The sequence below is a fragment of the Mizugakiibacter sediminis genome, assembly GCF_000953855.2.
Taxonomy (GTDB): Bacteria; Pseudomonadota; Gammaproteobacteria; order Xanthomonadales; family Rhodanobacteraceae; genus Mizugakiibacter; species Mizugakiibacter sediminis.
Genome location: NZ_DF970277.1, coordinates 23,016 through 41,457, shown reverse-complemented (window position 1 = coordinate 41,457; position 18,442 = coordinate 23,016). Strand labels below are relative to the sequence as shown.

16 protein-coding genes and 1 pseudogene are annotated in these 18,442 nt (G+C 72.1%); 13 read left to right on the top strand and 4 right to left on the bottom strand.

The window, feature by feature from the left end; all coding sequences use genetic code 11:
• The coding region (locus MBSD_RS15830; RefSeq protein WP_237071826.1) for an NAD(P)/FAD-dependent oxidoreductase at window positions 1-887 on the top strand (887 nt) is incomplete at its 5' end.
• A 94-nt stretch (window positions 888-981) separates the two neighbouring features.
• Window positions 982-2,589, top strand: coding sequence for a carboxyl transferase domain-containing protein (locus MBSD_RS14710; RefSeq protein WP_062538039.1), 1,608 nt, complete (start codon window positions 982-984; stop codon window positions 2,587-2,589).
• Window positions 2,590-2,638: 49 nt separating this feature from the next.
• Here MBSD_RS14710 and MBSD_RS14705 read toward each other — a convergent pair whose 3' ends face one another.
• The 3 genes from MBSD_RS14705 to MBSD_RS14695 form a co-directional block, all read right to left on the bottom strand.
• Window positions 2,639-3,427, bottom strand: coding sequence for a hypothetical protein (locus MBSD_RS14705; protein ID WP_062538038.1), 789 nt, complete (start codon window positions 3,425-3,427; stop codon window positions 2,639-2,641).
• 100 nt (window positions 3,428-3,527) lie between these two features.
• Window positions 3,528-4,373: an FTR1 family iron permease gene (locus MBSD_RS14700; protein ID WP_062538037.1), complete on the bottom strand. Its 846-nt coding sequence runs from the start codon at window positions 4,371-4,373 to the stop codon at window positions 3,528-3,530.
• A 6-nt stretch (window positions 4,374-4,379) separates the two neighbouring features.
• Window positions 4,380-4,706 (bottom strand): cupredoxin domain-containing protein, encoded by a 327-nt coding sequence (locus MBSD_RS14695; RefSeq protein ID WP_062538036.1) that lies wholly within the window; start codon window positions 4,704-4,706, stop codon window positions 4,380-4,382.
• Between the two features lie 115 nt (window positions 4,707-4,821).
• Between MBSD_RS14695 and MBSD_RS14690 the strand changes: the two genes are divergently transcribed.
• From MBSD_RS14690 to efpL, 11 genes and pseudogenes are all read left to right on the top strand, one after another.
• Window positions 4,822-5,619, top strand: coding sequence for an enoyl-CoA hydratase/isomerase family protein (locus MBSD_RS14690; RefSeq protein WP_062538035.1), 798 nt, complete (start codon window positions 4,822-4,824; stop codon window positions 5,617-5,619).
• A gap of 24 nt (window positions 5,620-5,643) precedes the next feature.
• Window positions 5,644-6,168 carry a cupin domain-containing protein gene (locus tag MBSD_RS14685; protein ID WP_062538034.1) on the top strand — a complete coding sequence of 175 codons (525 nt, stop codon included), beginning with the start codon at window positions 5,644-5,646 and terminating at the stop codon, window positions 6,166-6,168.
• Entirely contained in the window at window positions 6,169-8,175 is a 2,007-nt protein-coding gene (locus MBSD_RS14680; RefSeq protein ID WP_062538033.1) for an acetyl/propionyl/methylcrotonyl-CoA carboxylase subunit alpha, read from the top strand.
• 80 nt (window positions 8,176-8,255) lie between these two features.
• Entirely contained in the window at window positions 8,256-8,975 is a 720-nt protein-coding gene (locus tag MBSD_RS14675) for an alanyl-tRNA editing protein (protein ID WP_062538032.1), read from the top strand.
• Window positions 8,972-9,859, top strand: a pseudogene (locus MBSD_RS14670) (hydroxymethylglutaryl-CoA lyase); the annotation flags it as partial. The gene MBSD_RS14675 and the pseudogene MBSD_RS14670, both read left to right, overlap by 4 nt.
• A 37-nt stretch (window positions 9,860-9,896) precedes the next feature.
• Window positions 9,897-11,195, top strand: coding sequence for a metal-dependent hydrolase family protein (locus tag MBSD_RS14665; protein ID WP_062538031.1), 1,299 nt, complete (start codon window positions 9,897-9,899; stop codon window positions 11,193-11,195).
• A gap of 148 nt (window positions 11,196-11,343) precedes the next feature.
• The gene (locus MBSD_RS14660; protein ID WP_062538030.1) at window positions 11,344-13,923 is read left to right on the top strand and encodes a sensor domain-containing protein; all 2,580 of its coding nucleotides are present in this window, start codon (window positions 11,344-11,346) and stop codon (window positions 13,921-13,923) included.
• A gap of 189 nt (window positions 13,924-14,112) precedes the next feature.
• Window positions 14,113-14,601, top strand: a complete 489-nt coding sequence (locus MBSD_RS14655) for a GNAT family N-acetyltransferase (RefSeq protein WP_062538029.1) — start codon at window positions 14,113-14,115, stop codon at window positions 14,599-14,601.
• A 260-nt stretch (window positions 14,602-14,861) separates the two neighbouring features.
• Window positions 14,862-16,091 (top strand): carboxylate--amine ligase, encoded by a 1,230-nt coding sequence (locus MBSD_RS14650; RefSeq protein ID WP_062538028.1) that lies wholly within the window; start codon window positions 14,862-14,864, stop codon window positions 16,089-16,091.
• 69 nt (window positions 16,092-16,160) lie between these two features.
• Window positions 16,161-16,928, top strand: a complete 768-nt coding sequence (locus tag MBSD_RS14645) for an SDR family NAD(P)-dependent oxidoreductase (protein WP_062538027.1) — start codon at window positions 16,161-16,163, stop codon at window positions 16,926-16,928.
• A gap of 130 nt (window positions 16,929-17,058) precedes the next feature.
• Window positions 17,059-17,622: an elongation factor P-like protein EfpL gene (efpL, locus tag MBSD_RS14640; RefSeq protein WP_062538026.1), complete on the top strand. Its 564-nt coding sequence runs from the start codon at window positions 17,059-17,061 to the stop codon at window positions 17,620-17,622.
• Window positions 17,623-17,752: 130 nt separating this feature from the next.
• On the opposite strand, the gene MBSD_RS14635 is transcribed toward efpL, so the two are convergent.
• The gene (locus MBSD_RS14635; RefSeq protein WP_062538025.1) at window positions 17,753-18,295 is read right to left on the bottom strand and encodes an NUDIX hydrolase; all 543 of its coding nucleotides are present in this window, start codon (window positions 18,293-18,295) and stop codon (window positions 17,753-17,755) included.
• Between the last annotated feature and the right edge of the window lie 147 nt (window positions 18,296-18,442).

The window sequence follows — 18,442 nt, the reverse complement described above, 5'->3', positions numbered from 1 at the left end:
CGCGCGCGCTCGGCCAGCGCGGCTACGCGGTGACGCTGGCGGAGGCGCGCCGCGAACTGGGCGGCCGCGTCAGCCGCGAGGCGCGCCTGCCGGGGCTGGCGGAATGGGCGCGCGTGCGCGACTGGCGCGTCGGCCAGATCGGCAAGCTGGCCAACGTCGCGGTCTACCTCGAATCGCCGATGGCCGCGCAGGACGTGCTCGACTTCGGCGCCGAGCACGTGGTGCTGGCCACCGGCTGCCGCTGGCGCCGCGACGGCTTCGGCCGCAGCAACGGCCTCGGCATCGCCGCGTTCGCCGATCCGGCGCGCGTGTTCACGCCCGACGACGTGATGGACGGCCGCCTGCCGCAGGGCCGCGTGGTCGTCTTCGACGACGACGGCTTCTACTACGCCAGCGTAGTCGCCGAGGCGCTGCGCAGGCACGGCTGCGAGGTGGTCTACGTCACGCCAGAAGACGTGCTGGCGCCGTGGAGCCAGCACACGCTGGACTACCGGCACATCCGCAAGCGCCTCGCCGAACTCGGCATCGAGGCGATCGTCTCGCACAACATCGCCGGCTTCGACGGCGCGACGCTGACCATCGAACATGTCTGGGAGCACACGCGGCGCGAGCTCGCCTGCGATGCCGTGGTCGCCGTCACCGCGCGCCTGCCCGAGGACGCGCTGTATCAGGAGCTGTTGCGGCGCGAATCGGCATGGGCCGACGCCGGCATCCGCACGCTGCGCTGCATCGGCGACGCCGAGGCGCCGGGCCTGATCGCGCACGCGGTCTACGCCGGCCACCGCTACGCGCGCGAGCTGGACGAGCCGCGCGGCGGCGAGGTGCCGTTCAAGCGGCACTTCCATGGCGCGGACGCCGGCGATTTGTCCAAGGACGCGAAGCCGTAGCGGACGCCGGCGGCCGGCGGCGCGGCACGCCTTCCTGGGCGCAGACCGCGCCCGCCGCTATCATCGGCGCTCGATTCCCAGCCGCCGACCTGCCATGAGCGTCCTCGCCACGCAAATCGATCCGCGCTCGCCCGAGTTCCAGGCCAACCACGCGCAATTGCGCGGCCTGGTCGACGACCTGCAACGGCAGCTCGAGCGCGTCGCCGAGGGCGGCGGCGTCAAGGCGCGCGAGAAGCACACCGCGCGCGGCAAGCTGCTGCCGCGCGAGCGCATCCGCGCCCTGCTCGATCCGGGCTCGCCGTTCCTCGAGCTGTCGCCGCTGGCCGCGCACGGCATGTACGAGGACGCCGCGCCGGCGGCCGGCATCATCACCGGCATCGGCCGCGTCCACGGCGTCGAGACGGTGGTGGTCGCCAACGACGCCACGGTCAAGGGCGGCACCTACTTCCCGATCACGGTGAAGAAGCACCTGCGCGCGCAGGAAGTGGCGCTGGAGAACCGCCTGCCCTGCGTCTACCTGGTCGATTCCGGCGGCGCGTTCCTGCCGCTGCAGGACGAGGTGTTCCCGGACAAGGAGCACTTCGGCCGCATCTTCTACAACCAGGCGCGCATGTCCGCACTGGGCATCCCGCAGATCGCCGTGGTGATGGGCTCGTGCACCGCCGGCGGCGCCTACGTGCCGGCGATGAGCGACGAGACGATCATCGTGCGCGAACAGGGCACGATCTTCCTCGGCGGCCCGCCGCTGGTGAAGGCGGCGACCGGCGAAGTGGTCGACGCGGAAGCCCTGGGCGGCGCCGACGTGCACACCGCGGTCTCCGGCGTGGCCGACCACTACGCCGAGAACGACCCGCACGCGCTCGCGATCGCCCGCGACATCGTCGCCAGCCTGAACCGCCGCAAGCAGGTGGCGCTGGCGCTGCGCGAGCCGCGCGAACCGCTGTACGCGGCGGAGGAACTGTACGGCATCGTGCCGCGCGACACGCGCCGGCCGTTCGACATCCGCGAGGTGATCGCGCGCATCGTCGACGGCTCCGAGTTCCACGAGTTCAAGGCGCGCTACGGCAAGACCCTGGTCACCGGCTTCGCGCACATCCACGGCTATCCGGTAGGCATCGTCGCCAACAACGGCATCCTGTTCTCGGAATCGGCGCTGAAGGGCGCGCACTTCATCGAGCTGTGCAACCAGCGCGGCGTGCCGCTGGTGTTCCTGCAGAACATCACCGGCTTCATGGTCGGCAGGAAGTACGAGAACGCCGGCATCGCCAAGGACGGCGCCAAGATGGTCACCGCGGTGGCCTGCGCCTCGGTGCCGAAGTTCACCGTGATCATCGGCGGCAGCTTCGGCGCCGGCAACTACGCCATGTGCGGCCGCGCCTACGGCGCGCGCTTCCTGTGGATGTGGCCGAACGCGCGCATCAGCGTGATGGGCGGCGAGCAGGCGGCGTCGGTGCTGGCGACGGTGCGCCGCGACGGCCTCGAGGCCGCGGGCAAGGCCTGGAGCGCGGAAGACGAAGAGGCGTTCAAGGCGCCGATCCGCGAGCAGTACGAGCGCCAGGGCCACCCCTACTACGCCAGCGCGCGGCTGTGGGACGACGGCATCATCGATCCCGCCGACACCCGCCGCGTGCTCGGCCTGGCGATCTCGGCCTCGCTGAACGCGCCGGTCGAGCCGACGCGCTACGGCGTGTTCCGCATGTAAGCGCGACGACGCCCCGCAAGGCGCGGCAGCGTCGCCGCGGGCGGCTCGCTCAGAAGAACTCGTACTCGAGCTGGAAGCGCAGCGTGCGGTCCGGGGTGCCGCGGGTGGCGCCGACGAGGAACGCGGCGTCGTACTTCAGCGCGCGGCCGCTGCCCAGCGCGGCGCGACCGAAGAACGCCGGGCCGAGCTTGGCCTCCTCGCTGCGCAGGCTGCCGAACCTGCCGAGCGAGCCGAAACCCTGGACGCCCGGCTCGAACAGCGGGTTGCCGCGCCATTTCCACTGCCAGGCGTACTCGAACTCGGTGCCGCCCTCGTCCGCGACGTCGCCTTCCTCGTCCGCTTCGGCGTGGCGGATGCCGAGCTCGCGCTTGAACAGCAGGTTGAGGTTGAACTGCGCGCGGCCGAATTCCTTCTGGAACATCGGGCCGAGCTCGATCTCGTTCTTGCCTTCCTCGCGGTCGCGCGCCAGCTCGGCGAACAGACCGACGTCCATCCAGTGCGCGCCGATCTCGGTGAGCTGGATCACGTTCTCCCACTCGATCTCGTCGACGCGTCCGGCGCTGCCCGGCTGCTTGGCGTAGCTGACCGCCAGCTCGGTGAACCAGCGCGGCGCGATGCCGTAACCGATGTCGGCGACGTACTGCTGCGCGTTGTCGCCGTCGTGGCCGGGCCAGTCCTGCGCGCCGCCGCGGAACTCGACCTCCCACTCGCGATAGCTGACCGTGGGCATGTACACCTTCTCGGCCGGGCCGGCGGCGACCAGACCCGGCGCCAGCGCGCCGGCGCACGCCAGCGCGGCCGCGGCCAGCCGGGCCGCGTGTCGGGTGCGAACGTTCATTGCGATGCTCTTCCTTTTTGTCGGGGCCGTGCGCGAGGCACGCGTGTCGCCTGGCCCGGCCGGCGGCCGGGCTGGGTGGTTGGCTTGCGGGAGGCCGCTGCTAGTGCGCCGGGTTGGGTGCGTTCGCCGCCGGGCTGCGCTGCGGCGGCGCGCCGCCGAACAGGCGCATGCCGATCAGCAGCAGCGCGGCGATGGCGACGTAGAACAGCAGCTGCATGCCGGAGGGCTGCGCGTCGTAACCGATCAGCACGTGCAGGGTCTGCCCCGGCAGCGAACCGTTGGACAGCAGCCAGGAGCTGTCCCACAACTGGTTGCCCCAGGCCGGCAGCAGGTTGGCCTGCACGAGATAACGCGCGGCGGTCGACGCCAGACCGGCGGCCAGCAGCACCAGCAGCCCGTTGGTGGCGCTGAAGAAGTGCTTCAGCGGAATGCGCAGCAGGCCGAAGTACAGCGCGAAGCCCACGGCGACGCCGCCGGCGACGCCGATCGCGAGGCCGCTGCCCATGCCGGCGGCGCCCGTGCCGCCCGCCGCCATGCCGTACAGGAACAGCACCACCTCGGAGCCTTCGCGCAGCACCGCCAACGCGACCACGGCCAGCAGCATGCTCAGCGAACTGGAACCGGCGCGCACCGATTGCCCGACCTGCTGCATGTGCCTGGCCAGCTCGCGACCGTGCCTGGACATCCAGATCACGTGCCAGCCGATCATCGCCACCGCGGCCAGCAGCACCGCGGCGTTGAACAGCTCCTGGCCGACGCCGCTGGCCAAGTCGGCGATCGTGCCGGCGAACGCCGCCACCAGCACCGCGCCGATCACGCCGAGCGCGATGCCGCCGCCGATGAAGGCGCCGCGCCGCGTCACGCCGCGCGTCGCCGCCGCCACGATGGTGACGATCAACGCGGCTTCCAGCACCTCACGAAAGACCAGCAGGGCGACGCCGAGCATGGCGGATCACTCCACGATGAGCACACCGTTGCCGGTGTCCTGGTGGAAATCGTCGAAGAACTTGTAGCGGCCCTTGGCGAGCGGGCCGACGAACACGGTCACCGTGCTGTTCGGCAGCACGATCTTCTCGCGGTTGAACTCGTTGCTCTCGAACTCCGACGGCGTGGGATCCTGGTTGGTCACCACCAGCTTGATCTTGGTGTCCGCCGGCACCTTCAGCTCGACCGGCTGGAACTTGTGGTCCTTGATGACCAGCTTGTATTCGGGCACGTCCGCGGCCTGCGCGGCGACGGCCGCCAGCGCGATCGGGATGCCGAGCAACAGCGACTTCATGAAACCGCCTCCGATGGGGACGGACAAATAGTAATCGTTCTCATTTGAGCCCGCAAGCGGCGACGGCGTCGCGGGCGCAACCGTTATCATGGGCGTCTTGCCCAGGGAGCCGCGCATGACCGAAAGCGCCAGCATCGCCCTCGCCCGCCGGGGCGGCGTCGCCACCCTCACCCTGCAGCGTCCGCAGGTGCACAACGCCTTCGACGACGCGCTGATCGCCGAACTGACCGCGGCCCTGCGCGACCTGGACGGGGACGACGCAGTGCGCGCGGTGGTGCTGACCGGCTCCGGCGCCAGCTTCTCCGCCGGCGCCGATCTCAACTGGATGCGCGGCATGGCCGCCGCCGACGAAACGGAGAACCGCGCCGACTCGCTGCGCCTCGCCGCGCTGATGCGCACGCTCAACTTCCTCTCCAAGCCGACGGTGGCGCGCGTCAACGGCGCGGCCTACGGCGGCGGCGTCGGCCTGGTCGCCTGCTGCGACGTCGCCATCGGCGTCGAGAGCGCCAAGTTCGCGCTGAGCGAGGTCAAGCTGGGTCTGGTGCCGGCGGTGATCTCGCCCTATGTGATCGCCGCGATCGGCGTGCGCCAGGCGCGCCGCCTGTTCCTCGGCGGCGAGGTGTTCGACGCCGCCGAAGCCGCGCGCATCGGCCTGCTGCACGCGGTCGTGCCCGCCGCCGAACTGGACGCCGCCGTCGACCGCGCGCTGCACTGGCTGGCCAAGGGCGGCCCGCAGGCGCAGCGCGAGGCCAAGCAGCTCGCGCTGCGCGCCGCCGGCATGACGCCGGAGGCGCAGCAGCGCATCGACGAGGAGAATGCCGCGCTGATCGCCCGTCTGCGCGTCTCCGCCGAGGGCCAGGAAGGTCTCGGCGCGTTCCTCGACAAACGACCGCCGCGCTGGGCGCGCGGCTAGCCCCCCTGCCGAAGGAGCCTGTCCGTGGACGCCAGCCCATCCCCCGTGCTGAACATCGCCGACGTCGAGCTGCAACCGCGGCCGCCGGCCTTCGCCGCCAAGGGCGAGGCCGCGCAGCGCTACGACGCGCGCATGGGCTTCATCGGCCCGCGCGTCGGCGCGCAGAAGCTCGGCTACAACATCACCGCGGTGTCGCCCGGCAAGCGCGCCTTCCCGCGCCACAACCACCGCGTCAACGAGGAAATGTTCTTCGTGCTGGAAGGCAGCGGCGAGGTGCGCATCGGCGACAGGACCTGGCCGCTGCGCGCCGGCGACATCGTCGCCTGTCCGCCCGGCGGCCCGGAAACCGCGCACCAGATCGTCAACACCGGCACGACCGAGCTGAAGTACCTCGCCGTCAGCACCAGGCAATACCCGGAAATCTGCGATTACCCCGACTCCGGCAAGTACGGCATCCTCGCCGAATGGCCCGGCCCCGACGGCAAGCCGCAGCCGTTCCGCGTGGTCGGCCGCCACGGCGAATCCGTCGACTACTGGGAAGGCGAATAAGTGGCTGCGCCGTTTGAAACCATCCTGATCGCCAACCGCGGCGAGATCGCCTGCCGCGTGATCCGCACCTGCCGCCGGCTCGGCATCCGCACCATCGCGGTGTATTCCGAAGCCGACGCCGACGCGCAGCACGTGCGCCTGGCCGACATCGCCTACCCGATCGGCGGCCCGCGGCCGCAAGACAGCTATCTGCGCATCGAGGCCATCCTCGAGGCCGCGCGCGCCGGCGGCGCGCAGGCGATCCATCCGGGCTACGGCTTCCTCTCGGAGAACGTGGCCTTCGCGCGCGCCTGCGCCGAGGCCGGCATCGTCTTCATCGGCCCGCGACCGCAGAGCATCGAGGCGATGGGCTCGAAGGCCGCCGCCAAGGCGCTGATGGAGAAGCACGGCGTGCCGCTGGTGCCGGGCTACCACGGCGACGGCCAGGACGGCGCGTTCCTCGCCGAACAGGCGCGCCGCACCGGCTTCCCGCTGATGATCAAGGCCGCGGCCGGCGGCGGCGGCAAGGGCATGCGCATCGTGCGCGAGGAGTGCGCCTTCGCCGAGGCGCTGGCCTCCGCGCAGCGCGAGGCGCAGTCCGCGTTCGGCGACGCGCGCGTGATCCTCGAGCGCTACGTCGAGCATCCGCGCCACATCGAGTTCCAGGTGTTCGGCGACGCGCACGGGCGCGTGATCCACCTGAACGAGCGCGAGTGCTCGGCGCAGCGCCGCTACCAGAAGGTGCTGGAGGAAACGCCCTCGCCGTTCCTCACGCCCGAGCGCCGCGCCGCGATGGGCGCGGCCGCGGTGGCCGCCGCCCGGGCGGTGGACTACGTCGGCGCCGGCACCGTCGAGTTCATCGTCGGCCAGGACGGCAGCTTCTACTTCATGGAAATGAACACGCGCCTGCAGGTCGAGCATCCGGTGACGGAGATGACGCTCGGCCTCGACCTGGTCGAATGGCAGCTGCGCGTCGCCGCCGGCGAGCCGCTGCCGCTGGCGCAGGAGGACATCCGCGCGCGCGGCCACGCCATCGAGCTGCGCCTGTACGCCGAGGATCCGCAGCAGGGCTTCCTGCCCGGTTCCGGCCGGCTGGAGCGGCTGCGCCTGCCGCAGCCGTCGGCGCAGGTGCGCGTCGACGCCGGCGTGATCGAGGGCGACACGGTGACCATCTTCTACGACCCGATGATCGCCAAGCTGATCGTGCACGACGCCGACCGCGATCTCGCGCTGCAGCGCATGCGCGAGGCGCTGGCGGGGTGCGCGGTGGTCGGACCGAAATCGAACGTCGAATTCCTCGAACGGCTGGTGCGCCATCCGGCGGTGACCGAAGGCCGCATCGACACCGGCTACATCGACCGCCACCTCGACGAATTCCTGCCCGCCGACGGCGAGGCCGACCGCGACGCGCTGTTCGCCGCCGCCGTCGTCTGCCTGCTCGACGAGGAGGCCGCCGCGCAGGCGCATGCCGCGCGGGACGGCGACCCGCACTCGCCGTGGGCGCAGGCCGACGGCTGGCGCCTCGGCCACGCCGGCCGGCGCGTGGTGGTGCTGGACGGCCGCGGCGGCCGCCACACCGTCGACGCGCGCGGCCACGCCGGCCGCTACGCGCTCGCCTGCGGCGACGACGCCTGCGCGGTCGACGGCGCGCGTCTGGCCGACGACACGCTGAGCGCGCGCTTCGACGGCGTCGGCCGGCGCTGGCGCGTCGGCCGCCACGGCCCGCGCGTGACCGTGCACGACGGCACGCGGCGGCACGGCTTCACGCACGCGCCCGCCTTCGCCTTCGAGGCCGGCGCCGCCGACGCCGCCGACCGCGTGCTGGCGCCGATGCCCGGCCGCATCGTGCTGGTCAAGGCCGAGGTCGGCGCGGCCGTGCAGGAAGGCGACGAACTGCTGGTGATGGAGGCGATGAAGATGGAACTGACCCTGCGCGCGCCGCGCGGCGGCACCATCGAGGCCGTGCAGGCCGCGCCCGGCGAATTCGTCGAGGCGGACGCGATGCTGGTGCGCCTGGCCGAGGCTTGAGCTTGCCGGGCCGCGCCCCGATGCTGCGCGGGAGGCCCGCCGTCCGCCGCCGCGAACCCCCGACACCACGAGCGCCGATCATGACCGTCGAACGCTTCTACGAGGATCCTTACCTGCGCCGCTGCGAGGCGCGCGTCGTGCGCCACGACGACGCCGGCCTGGTGCTGGACGCCAGCGTGTTCTATCCGCTGGGCGGCGGCCAGCCGGGCGACACCGGCGCGCTGATCCTCGAGGACGGCACGCGCCTCGCGATCGCCGACACCCGCCGCGACCGCGAGACGCGCGCGATCGTGCACCTGCCCGCCGCCGGCGCGCCGCGGCTCGCGCCCGGCGCGCCGGTGACGCTGGAGCTGGACTGGGAACGCCGCCACCGTCACATGCGCATGCACACCTGCCTGCACCTGCTGTCCGCGGTGATCAAGGCCGGCGTCACCGGCGGCAATCTCGGCGACCGCAGCGGCCGGCTGGACTTCGACGCCGCCGGCATGGAACTCGACGCCGAGGCGATCACCGCCGAGCTGGCGCGCCTCATCGCCGCCGACCTGCCGGTGCGCGTGCGCCACATCAGCGGCGCCGAGCTGGCCGCGCAGCCCGAGCTGATCCGCACCATGGCGGTGACGCCGCCGCTGCACCTGCCGGACATCCGCCTGATCGACATCGCGGGCGCCGACCTGCAGCCCTGCGGCGGCACCCACGTCGCCCGCACCGGCGAGATCGGCGCGGTGCGCGTCACGCGCATCGAGAACAAGGGCGCGCGCAACCGCCGCGTGACGCTCGGCTTCGTCGAGGACGCCGCATGAACGCCGCACCCGCCCGCGTGCGCATCGTCGAGGTCGGCCCGCGCGACGGCCTGCAGAACGAGAAGGCCATCGTGCCGACGGCGACCAAGATCGAGCTGATCGACCGCCTCTCCGCCACCGGCCTCGCCACCATCGAGGCGACCAGCTTCGTCAGCCCGAAATGGGTGCCGCAACTCGCCGACGCCGCCGAGGTCTACGCCGGCATCGCCAAACGCCCCGGCGTCGCCTATCCGGTGCTGGTGCCGAACGAGAAGGGCTACGAACGCGCGCGCGCGGCCGGCGCCGCCGAGGTGGCGGTGTTCACCGCCGCCAGCGAGGCGTTCAACCGCAAGAACGTCAACGCCTCGATCGACGAGTCGGTCGAACGCTTCGCGCCGGTGCTGGAGCGCGCGCGCGCCGACGGCGTGCGCGTGCGCGGCTACGTCTCCACCGTACTCGGCTGCCCCTACCAGGGCGCGGTGCCGCTGGCCGACGTGGTGCGCGTGGCGAAGCGCCTGCACGCGCTCGGCTGCTACGAGATCTCGCTGGGCGACACCATCGGCGTCGGCACGCCGGCGAAGGCGCGCGCGATGCTGCGCGCGGTCGCGGCCGAGGTGCCGATGCCGGCGCTGGCCGTGCATTTCCACGACACCTACGGGCAGGCGCTGGCGAACATCCTCGCCTGCCTGGAAGAAGGCGTGGCGGTGGTCGACAGCGCGGTGTCCGGCACCGGCGGCTGCCCGTACGCGCGCGGCGCCACCGGCAACGTCGCCAGCGAGGACGTGGTGTACATGCTGGAAGGCATGGGCATCGCCACCGGCGTCGATCTCGACAAGCTGATCGAGACCGGCCTGTGGCTGTCCGCCGCGCTGGGCCGGCAGACTTCCAGCAAGGTGGCGCGCGCGGCGCCGCCTGAACGCCGCGACCCGGGGAGGTTCGACCATGCACGCGATCCTGCGCCTGCTGCGCCGCGCCGCGCTGTGCCTGCCGCTGCTGGCGGCTGCCGCCCATGCCGCCGAGCCGGGCGGCTACGTGCTGCGCCCGGACGCGGTGTGGACCGGCGACGGCGACAGGGCGCACCGCGGCTGGGTCGTCGTCGTCGCGGGCGGGCGCATCGCCGCGATCGGCCCGCAGGATCGCGTGACGGCGCCGGCGGACGCGCAGCGCATCGACCTGCCCGGCACCACCCTGCTGCCCGGCCTGATCGACCTGCATTCGCACCTGTTCCTGCATCCGTACGACGAGACCTCCTGGAACGACCAGGTGCTGAAGGAGCCGGTGCCCTACCGCACGCTGGAGGCGGCGCAGCACGCGCGCGCCACCCTGCTGGCCGGCTTCACCACGCTGCGCGATCTCGGCACCGAGGGCGCCGGCTACGCCGACGCGGCGCTGAAGCGCGCGATCGACGAGGGCATGATTCCCGGCCCGCGGTTGTTCATCGCCACCCGCGCGATCGTCGCCACCGCCGCCTACGGACCCGGCCCGCGCGGCTTCCGCCCGGACGCCGAACTGCCCACCGGTGCCGAAGAGGCCAGCGGCGTCGACGCGGTGATCGCCGCCGTGCGCGAACAGGCCGGCCGCGGCGCCGACTGGATCAAGGTCTACGCCGACTACCGCTGGGGCGCCGACGGCAGCACGCAGCCCACCTTCACCCTCGCCGAGCTGAAGGCGCTGGTGGACGCGGCGCACACCGCCGGCCGCCCGGTCGCCGCGCACGCGCAAAGCGACGCCGGCATGCGCCTCGCCATCGAGGCCGGCGTCGACAGCATCGAGCACGGCTACGGCGGCAGCGCGGCGACCTTCAAGCTGATGCGCGAGCGCGGCATCGCCTACCAGCCGACGCTGACCGCGGTCGAGGCCTACGCGCAGTATTTCGAACACTACGTGCCCGGCCGCTCCGCGCCGACGCCGCGCATGCAGGAGGCCGCGCAGGCGTTCCGCCGCGCGCTGGACGCCGGCGTGACCATCGGCTGCGGCAGCGACGTCGGCGTGTTCCCGCACGGCGACAACGCGCGCGAGCTGGCCTGGATGGTGCGCCTCGGCATGTCGCCGGCGCAGGCGCTGCGCGCCGCCACCAGCGTCGCTGCGCGCATCCTGCGCCGGCAGGACACGCTGGGGCGCATCGCGCCGGGGCTGGACGCCGACCTGGTCGCCGTGCGCGGCGATCCGCTGCAGGACATCGCCGCGGCCGGCCGCGCCGCGTTCGTGATGAAGGGCGGCGTCATCTACCGCCGGCCCTGAGCCGCGCCATCCTTGACCCGATCGACATCCCGATCCGCGCAGCCGCGTGTATCCTAGGCGCACCGCCGGCCGCTCCGCGCTTTCGAGGGATGGCATGCGACACGAGTCGCGATCCCCCAACCCGAACGTCGCCGCCGCAGATGCGACGATGCGCGAACCGCCGCTGCGGCTCGCTTCCGGCATGCTTGCCGCGCTGGAGGCGCTGCGCAACCACGCCGTCGATCCGCCGCAGCGCCGCAACCTGGATCGGGTGATCGAGAACGTCCGCCGCCTCGCCGCCGACGCCGACGCCAGCACGGCCCGCTTCCGCATCCTGCTCGACGCCGTCCCCGACGCCGTCACCCTGCACGACGAGGAAGGCCGCATCCTCGACGCCAACGCCGCCGCCTGCCGCAGCTACGGCTACACGCTCGAGGAATTGCTGCACATGCGCGTGCACGATCTCAACCCGAGCCTGCCGCACGACCACATGCGCCGTCTGCTCGAAACCTTCGAGCTGGGCCGCACCGTCACCGAAGAGACGACCAACCGCCGCCGCAACGGCGACATCTTCCCGGTCGAGGTGCATTCCAGCGCGTTCCTCGACGGCGGCAAGCGGCGCATCGTCGCCGTCGCCCGCGATCTCAGCGGCCGCCGCAACATCGATGCCGAGCTGCGCACCTCGGAGGCGCGCTACCGCCTGCTGCTGCAGGCGATGGACAAGGGCGTGCTGGTGCAGGACGCGAACGGCAGCATCGTCTCCGCCAACCCCGCCGCCTGCCGCATCCTCGGCATGAGCGAGGCGGAGGTGCTGGCGCTGCGCCGCGACGACCTGCGCGACTGGCGCTTCGTCGACGAGCACGGCGACGCCGTCGATCTCGGCCATCTGCCCGGCTTCCGCGCCATCAAGCTCGGCCGCAACGTCGAGAGCTCGTTGCTCGGCGTGTATCTGCCGCACCTGCACCTCTACCGCTGGCTGTCCGCCACCGCGGTGCCGCAGTTCGAGGCCGGACAGGCGCGGCCGTTCCAGGTGATCACCACCTTCAGCGACGTCACCGCGCTGAAGCGCCAGGCCGACCTGTTCGACAAGACCCAGCGCCTGGCCGGCATCGGCGGCTGGGAGCTGGACGACCTGCGCGGCACGCTGTTCTGGACCGAGGAGATGTACCGCATCCACGACCTGCCGACCGGCAGCGCGGTCAACGAGGCGCGCGCGCTGGCCTTCTACGACGAGGAGGAACGCAGGCAGCTGCGCCGCGCGCTGCAGGAGGCGCGCACGGCGGCGCGGCCGTTCGATCTCGAGCTGCGCATGACCACCGCGATCGGCCGCAGCCGCTGGGTGCGCGTGATGGGCCAGCCGCTGGTGCGGCACGGGCGCATCTACGGCGTCGCCGGCACCGTGCAGGACATCACCGAGCGCAAGCTGGTCGAGGATCAGTTGAAGCGCCAGGCCTCCACCGACCGCGTCACCGGCCTGCCCAACCGCGAGGCCGCGCTGGCGCAGCTCGGCCGCATGCTGGCGGAAAGCGGCGACGGCGCCGGCCCGGCGGTGCTGTACGTCGACATCGACCGCTTCAAGCTGGTCAACGACGTGCTCGGCCACGTCGAGGGCGACCACGTGCTGCTGGAGGCGGCGGAACGCCTGCTGCGCTGCGCGGCCGGCACGCAGGCCACGGTGGCGCGCTTCGGCGGCGACGAGTTCCTGCTGCTGGTGCGCGACATCGCCGACTTCGCGCTGCTGATGGCGCTGGCCGAGCGCATCACCGCCACCTTCCACCGCCCGTTCCACCACGGCGGCTCCGAGTTCCTGCTGACCGTCTCGGTCGGCATCGCGCGCGCGCCGAACGACGGCGACAGCGTGCAGCAGCTGGTCAACCACGCCGAGGCGGCGATGCTGGAAGCCAAGCGCCGCGGCCGCAACATCTGGCAGCCGTTCGACCACGAACTGGCGCGCGACCTCGGCGACCGCCTGCTGATGGAATCGCTGCTGCGCCGCGCGCTGGACAGCGGCGAATTCCGCCTGGTCTACCAGCCGAAGATCGACCTGGCGCGCAGCAGCGTGATCGGCATGGAAGCGCTGCTGCGCTGGAACAGCCCGCAGCTCGGCGAAGTGTCGCCCTCGCACTTCATCCAGCACGCGGAAAACTCCGGCGAAATCGTGCGCATCGGCGCCTGGGTGATCGGCGAGGCCTGCCGCGCGCTGCGCGCCTGGCGCGACGCGGGCCTGGGCCTGCGCCACGTCGCCGTCAACGTGTCGTTCCGCCAGTTGCTGGGCGGCTCGGTGCTGGACGCGGTGCAGTCGGCGCTGCGCGAATGCGGCCTGCCCGGCAACGCGCTCGAGATCGAGATGACCGAGCGCGTGCTGATCGAGGACGCCGGCGACACCGTGGAGATGTTCAGCGCGCTGCGCCGCATGGGCGTCAGCCTGACCATCGACGACTTCGGCGAGGGCTATTCCTCGCTGAACTACCTGCGGCGCCTGCCGATCGACGGCCTGAAGATCAGCCACACCTTCATGCAGGGCATCCCGGTCAATCCGGTCGACAGCAACATCTGCCAGGCGATCGTGCAGATCGCGCGCAGCCTGGGCATGAAACTGACCGCCGAAGGCGTCGAGACCGACGCGCAGCGCGAGTTCCTGCTGCAGCTCGGCGCCCCATACGCGCAAGGCTACCTGTTCAGTCCTCCGCTCGAGGCTGCGCGCGTGGCCGACTTCCTCGAAGCCTGGGGCGACAACGGCAACGGCTGAGCCGGCGCGGGACGCAGCCGCCCCGCCCTATCGCGCCGGCACGAGCCGCTTCGACCGGCGACGACCGTTCGCCCTTCGACTTCGCTACGCTCAGGGCGAACGCAGATCCGAGTCCCGCGCACCGCACGCCCCCATCCCTCTACGCCCTTCTCCCTTCGACCTCCAACCTCCGACCTTTACCCTCCCCACATGACCGCGCCTTTCACCATCCGCCCGATCACCCCCGCCGACGACGCCGCCGTCGCCGCCATCATCCGCACGGTGATGCCCGAATTCGGCGCCGACGGCCCGGGCTTCGCCATCCACGATGCCGAGGTCGACGCCATGGCCGCGGCCTACGCGCGGCCGGGACGCGTCTACTTCGTGGTCGAACAGGACGGCCGCGTGCTCGGCGGCGGCGGCATCGCGCCGCTGGACGGCGGCGAGGCCGACGTCTGCGAACTGCGCAAGATGTATTTCCTGCCGGAGCTGCGCGGACGGGGCGCCGGCAAGGCGCTGATCCGGCGCTGCCTGGCCGCCGCCCGCGAACTGGGCTACCGGCGCTGCTACCTGGAGACGCTGACCGGCATGGAGGCCGCGCAGACGCTGTACGCGAAAGAAGGTTTCCGGCGCATCTGCGCGCCGATGGGCGCCACCGGCCACGGCGGCTGCGACCGTTGGTATCTGCGCGAGCTTTGAGCATCCATCGGGGTCGCGGCGACCGAAAGCCCGGCGCAAGGCTCCCCCGCCAGAGTGCGGGCGGGGTTGAAGCGGCATCCGCCGCGGCATAAGGTGGCGGTCGTGACACGGCCGGGACGCCGGATCGCCGCCGGACGGCACATCCCATCCGCAAAGGATGCACGACAGGACGACGCCTCGCGGGTGGAACACTGCAGTGGCCGCGAGACGGACGTCCGGAACCAAGGGGGAGCGCCATGGGCGCTGAGGGGGATCGCCGCGTGCCCGCCATCGTCGTGGGCAGCGGACAGACCGGGCTCGGCACGCTGCGCTGCCTGCGGCTCGCGGACATCCCCGCCTTCGTCGCCTGCCCGGCCGGCGACCTCGCCGCGCGCTCGCGCTGGTACCGGCCGACGCCAGGCGAGACCGCCTGGGACGGCGTCTGCAACGATGCCGCGCTCGACCTGCTGCGCCGCATGCCGCTGGAACGCGCGGTGCCGATTCCCGGCGCGGACGACGCCGCGCTGTGGCTGTCGCGCCTGCCCGACGATCTGCGCGCGCGCTTTCCCGTCAGCGGCAGTTCCACGCGCACGCTGGAGATCCTGCAGGACAAGGCGCGCTTCGGCGAGCACCTCGCGGCGAGCGGCATCCCGCATCCGCGCACTTTCCCGATCCGCCGCGCGGCCGACATCGACACGATTCCGTTCGGCGAGCTCGACCGCGTCTTCCTCAAGCCGACCAACTCGCAACTGTTCCTGCGCGCCACCGGCGCCAAGGGCCTGTGGGCGCGCAACCGCATCGAGATGGAGGCGATCTGGCACCGGCTGGAAGCGCATGGCCTGGAGGTGCTGGCGCAGGAGTACGTGCCGGGCGACGCCACCCGGCACTACTTCGTCGACGGCTTCCGCGACCGCAACGGCACGCTGACCGGCCTGTTCGCGCGCCGCCGCTGGCGCATCTTCCCGCCGGATTTCGGCAACAGCTCGTACTGCCGCAGCGTGCCGTTGAAGGAAGTCGGCAACGCCGTCGAAAGCCTGGAGCGGCTGCTGGCGGGGCTGGACTACCGCGGCATCTTCAGCGCGGAATTCAAGCGCGATGCGCGCGACGGCACCTTCCGCATCCTCGAGGTCAACACGCGCGCGTGGTGGTACGTCGAATTCGCCGCGCGCTGCGGCGTCAACGTCTGCCGCATGGCCTGGCAGGATGCGCTCGGCCTGCCGGTGCAACCGTCGCCGCGCGACTATCCGGCGGGCGAAGGCTGCGTCAACCTGCCCGGCGACATCATCACCGTCCGCTCGCAGCCGCGCGCCGTGCGCGGCCCGTTGCACCGCATCCTCGCGCAGTGGCTGCGCGCGCACTACCACGTATTCCGGCTGGACGATCCGCGTCCCGGGCTGTCGGTGGCCCGGGAGATCCTCGGCCGCCTGCTGCGCCGTGCGGGTCGCCGCCCGCGCGCGGCGGCCGCCACGCCGGGCGGCGAGGCCGCCGCGACCGACGTGCGCACGCCGTGACGGCATCCGCGCGGCCGCGCGCCGGCGCTTCGGCTAGAATGGCCGGCTGGCGCATTCGCGGAGGATCCCATGCAGCTCGATCAGATCAAGGCCGTCGTCACCGGCGGCGCGTCCGGTCTCGGCTTCGCGGTGGCGAAGCGGCTGGTCGGCCACGGCGCGCAAGTGGCGCTGCTCGACGTCAACGACGAAAAGGGCCAGGCCGCGGCCGCCGAACTCGGCGCCCACGCGCGCTTCTTCCGCGCCGACGTCACTTCCGAGGACGGCATCGCCGCGACCGTGCTCGAGGCGCAGCGGGCGATGGGCGGCCTGAACGCCGCGATCAACTGCGCCGGCATCCTCGGCGCCGGCCGCGTGCTGGGCAAGGAAGGGCCGATGCCGCTGAAGACCTTCGCCGGCACGGTGATGGTCAACCTGGTCGGCAGCTTCAACGTGGCCAAGGCCGCCGCCGCGCTGATGCAGCACAACGCGCCGGGGGAGGACGGCGAGCGTGGCGTGATCGTCAACACCGCCTCGATCGCCGCCTTCGAAGGCCAGATCGGCCAGGCCGCCTACTCGGCGTCGAAGGGCGGCGTGGTCGGCATGACGCTGCCGATGGCGCGCGAGTTCGCCCGCATCGGCGTGCGCGTGATGACCGTCGCGCCGGGCGTGTTCCACACGCCGATGGTCGACGGCATGCCCGAACAGGTCTACCAGTCGCTGTGCGCGCAGGTGCCCTACCCCTCGCGCCTCGGCAAGCCGGAAGAATTCGCCGACACCGTCGCCTTCATCCTGCAGAACCGCTACCTCAACGGCGGCGTGATCCGCATCGACGGCGCGATCAGGATGCAGCCGAAATGATGGGCGTCGGAAAAAATGGGAGTAGGGAGTAGGGAGTAGGAAGTAGGTAGAAAGAGCGCGGCGAGCGGTCGCGTTCCCACTTCTCACTTCCTCTCCCCGCACCCGCCCCGCAACCTCCACCAGGCAATCCATGAAAGCCTCCGAAATCAAACGCGGCTTCGTCGTCGAGCACGAAGGCAAGATCTACCAGGTGCGCGAAGTCGAGCGCAGCGCGCCGACGGCGCGCGGCGGCAACGTCACCTTCCGCTTCGCGCTGTACGCCATCCCCGGCGGGCAGAAGTACGATCTCAGCCTGCGCGCCGAGGACGAGCTGAAGGAAGTCGACCTGACCCGCCGCCAGTCGACGTTTTCGTACAAGGACGGCGACGCCTTCGTGTTCATGGACGCCGAGGACTACACGCAGTACGTGCTCGGCCCGGAACTGGTCGGCGACGCCGCCGGCTACATCGCCGACGGCCTGGAAGGCTGCTACGTGCAGTTGATCGACGAGCAGCCGGTAGCGCTGCAATTGCCGCCGTCGGTGGCGCTGACCGTGATCGACACCGCGCCGGAATTGAAGGGCGCCACCGCCACCAAGCGGCCGAAGCCGGCGCGCCTCGAAACCGGCCTCGAGATCCTGGTGCCCGACTACATCGCCAGCGGCGACCGCGTGCTGGTCAGCACCGCGACGGGAGAATTCGCGGGTCGAGCCTGAGGTGCTTATGCGATGCCATGAATGGCATCGCATGCCTCAGGCTCGGGCGAGGCAGGATGCCGAGCGGGCGGCGCCGCGGGGACGCCTGGGTGCGGGATCCGCCCTTGCGCAGCGCGCGCCCGCAGGATTCCTACCCGCCCCGCGCCAGCCACTTCCGCGCCATGCGCCGCAGCGAATCGTCGGCCTGCGCGTCGGCGGCGACGTCCGCGATCCGCCGCCAGGCCAGCGCGTGCGATTCGGCACCGACCACGAAACGCTCGTCCTCGCCGGCGCGCACCACGTAGCGCACGTCGTAGTGCCAGTGCTCGGGTTCCGCGCCGCGCGCCGGGATGCGGTGGCGGTCGAGATCGAAAATGCCGGGTTCGAGCGCCAGCGCGCCGAGCCCCGATTCCTCCTCCGCCTCGCGCAGCGCCACACGGCCGAGGTCCGCGTCGCCGTCGGCATGGCCGCCCAGTTGCAGCCAGCGGTCCAGCTTGCGGTGGTGGGTCAGCAGGACACGTTCGCCGTCCGCGCTGACCAGCCATGCCGAGCCGGTGAAGTGGCCCTCGCGGGTGGAACGCTCGAAGCAGCGCGGCTGCCGGCGCGCGAACTCGAGAAACCGCGGCGGCGCGCCCTCCAGCGGCCAGCGTCGGGCGTAGGCTTCCAGTTCGGCCAGCAGGGACGGGGGCGCCATGGTCGATCCTTGCCGCGGACAGCCGCGCAGAGTGCCGCAGCCGTCCCGCGGGCGCAAGCGCCCTCCGCCCGGCGCCCGGCCATGACCATGCGCGCTTGTGCATACACCGCGCATTTGGCAAGGTACGCCGCGCCATGCCGCGGCATG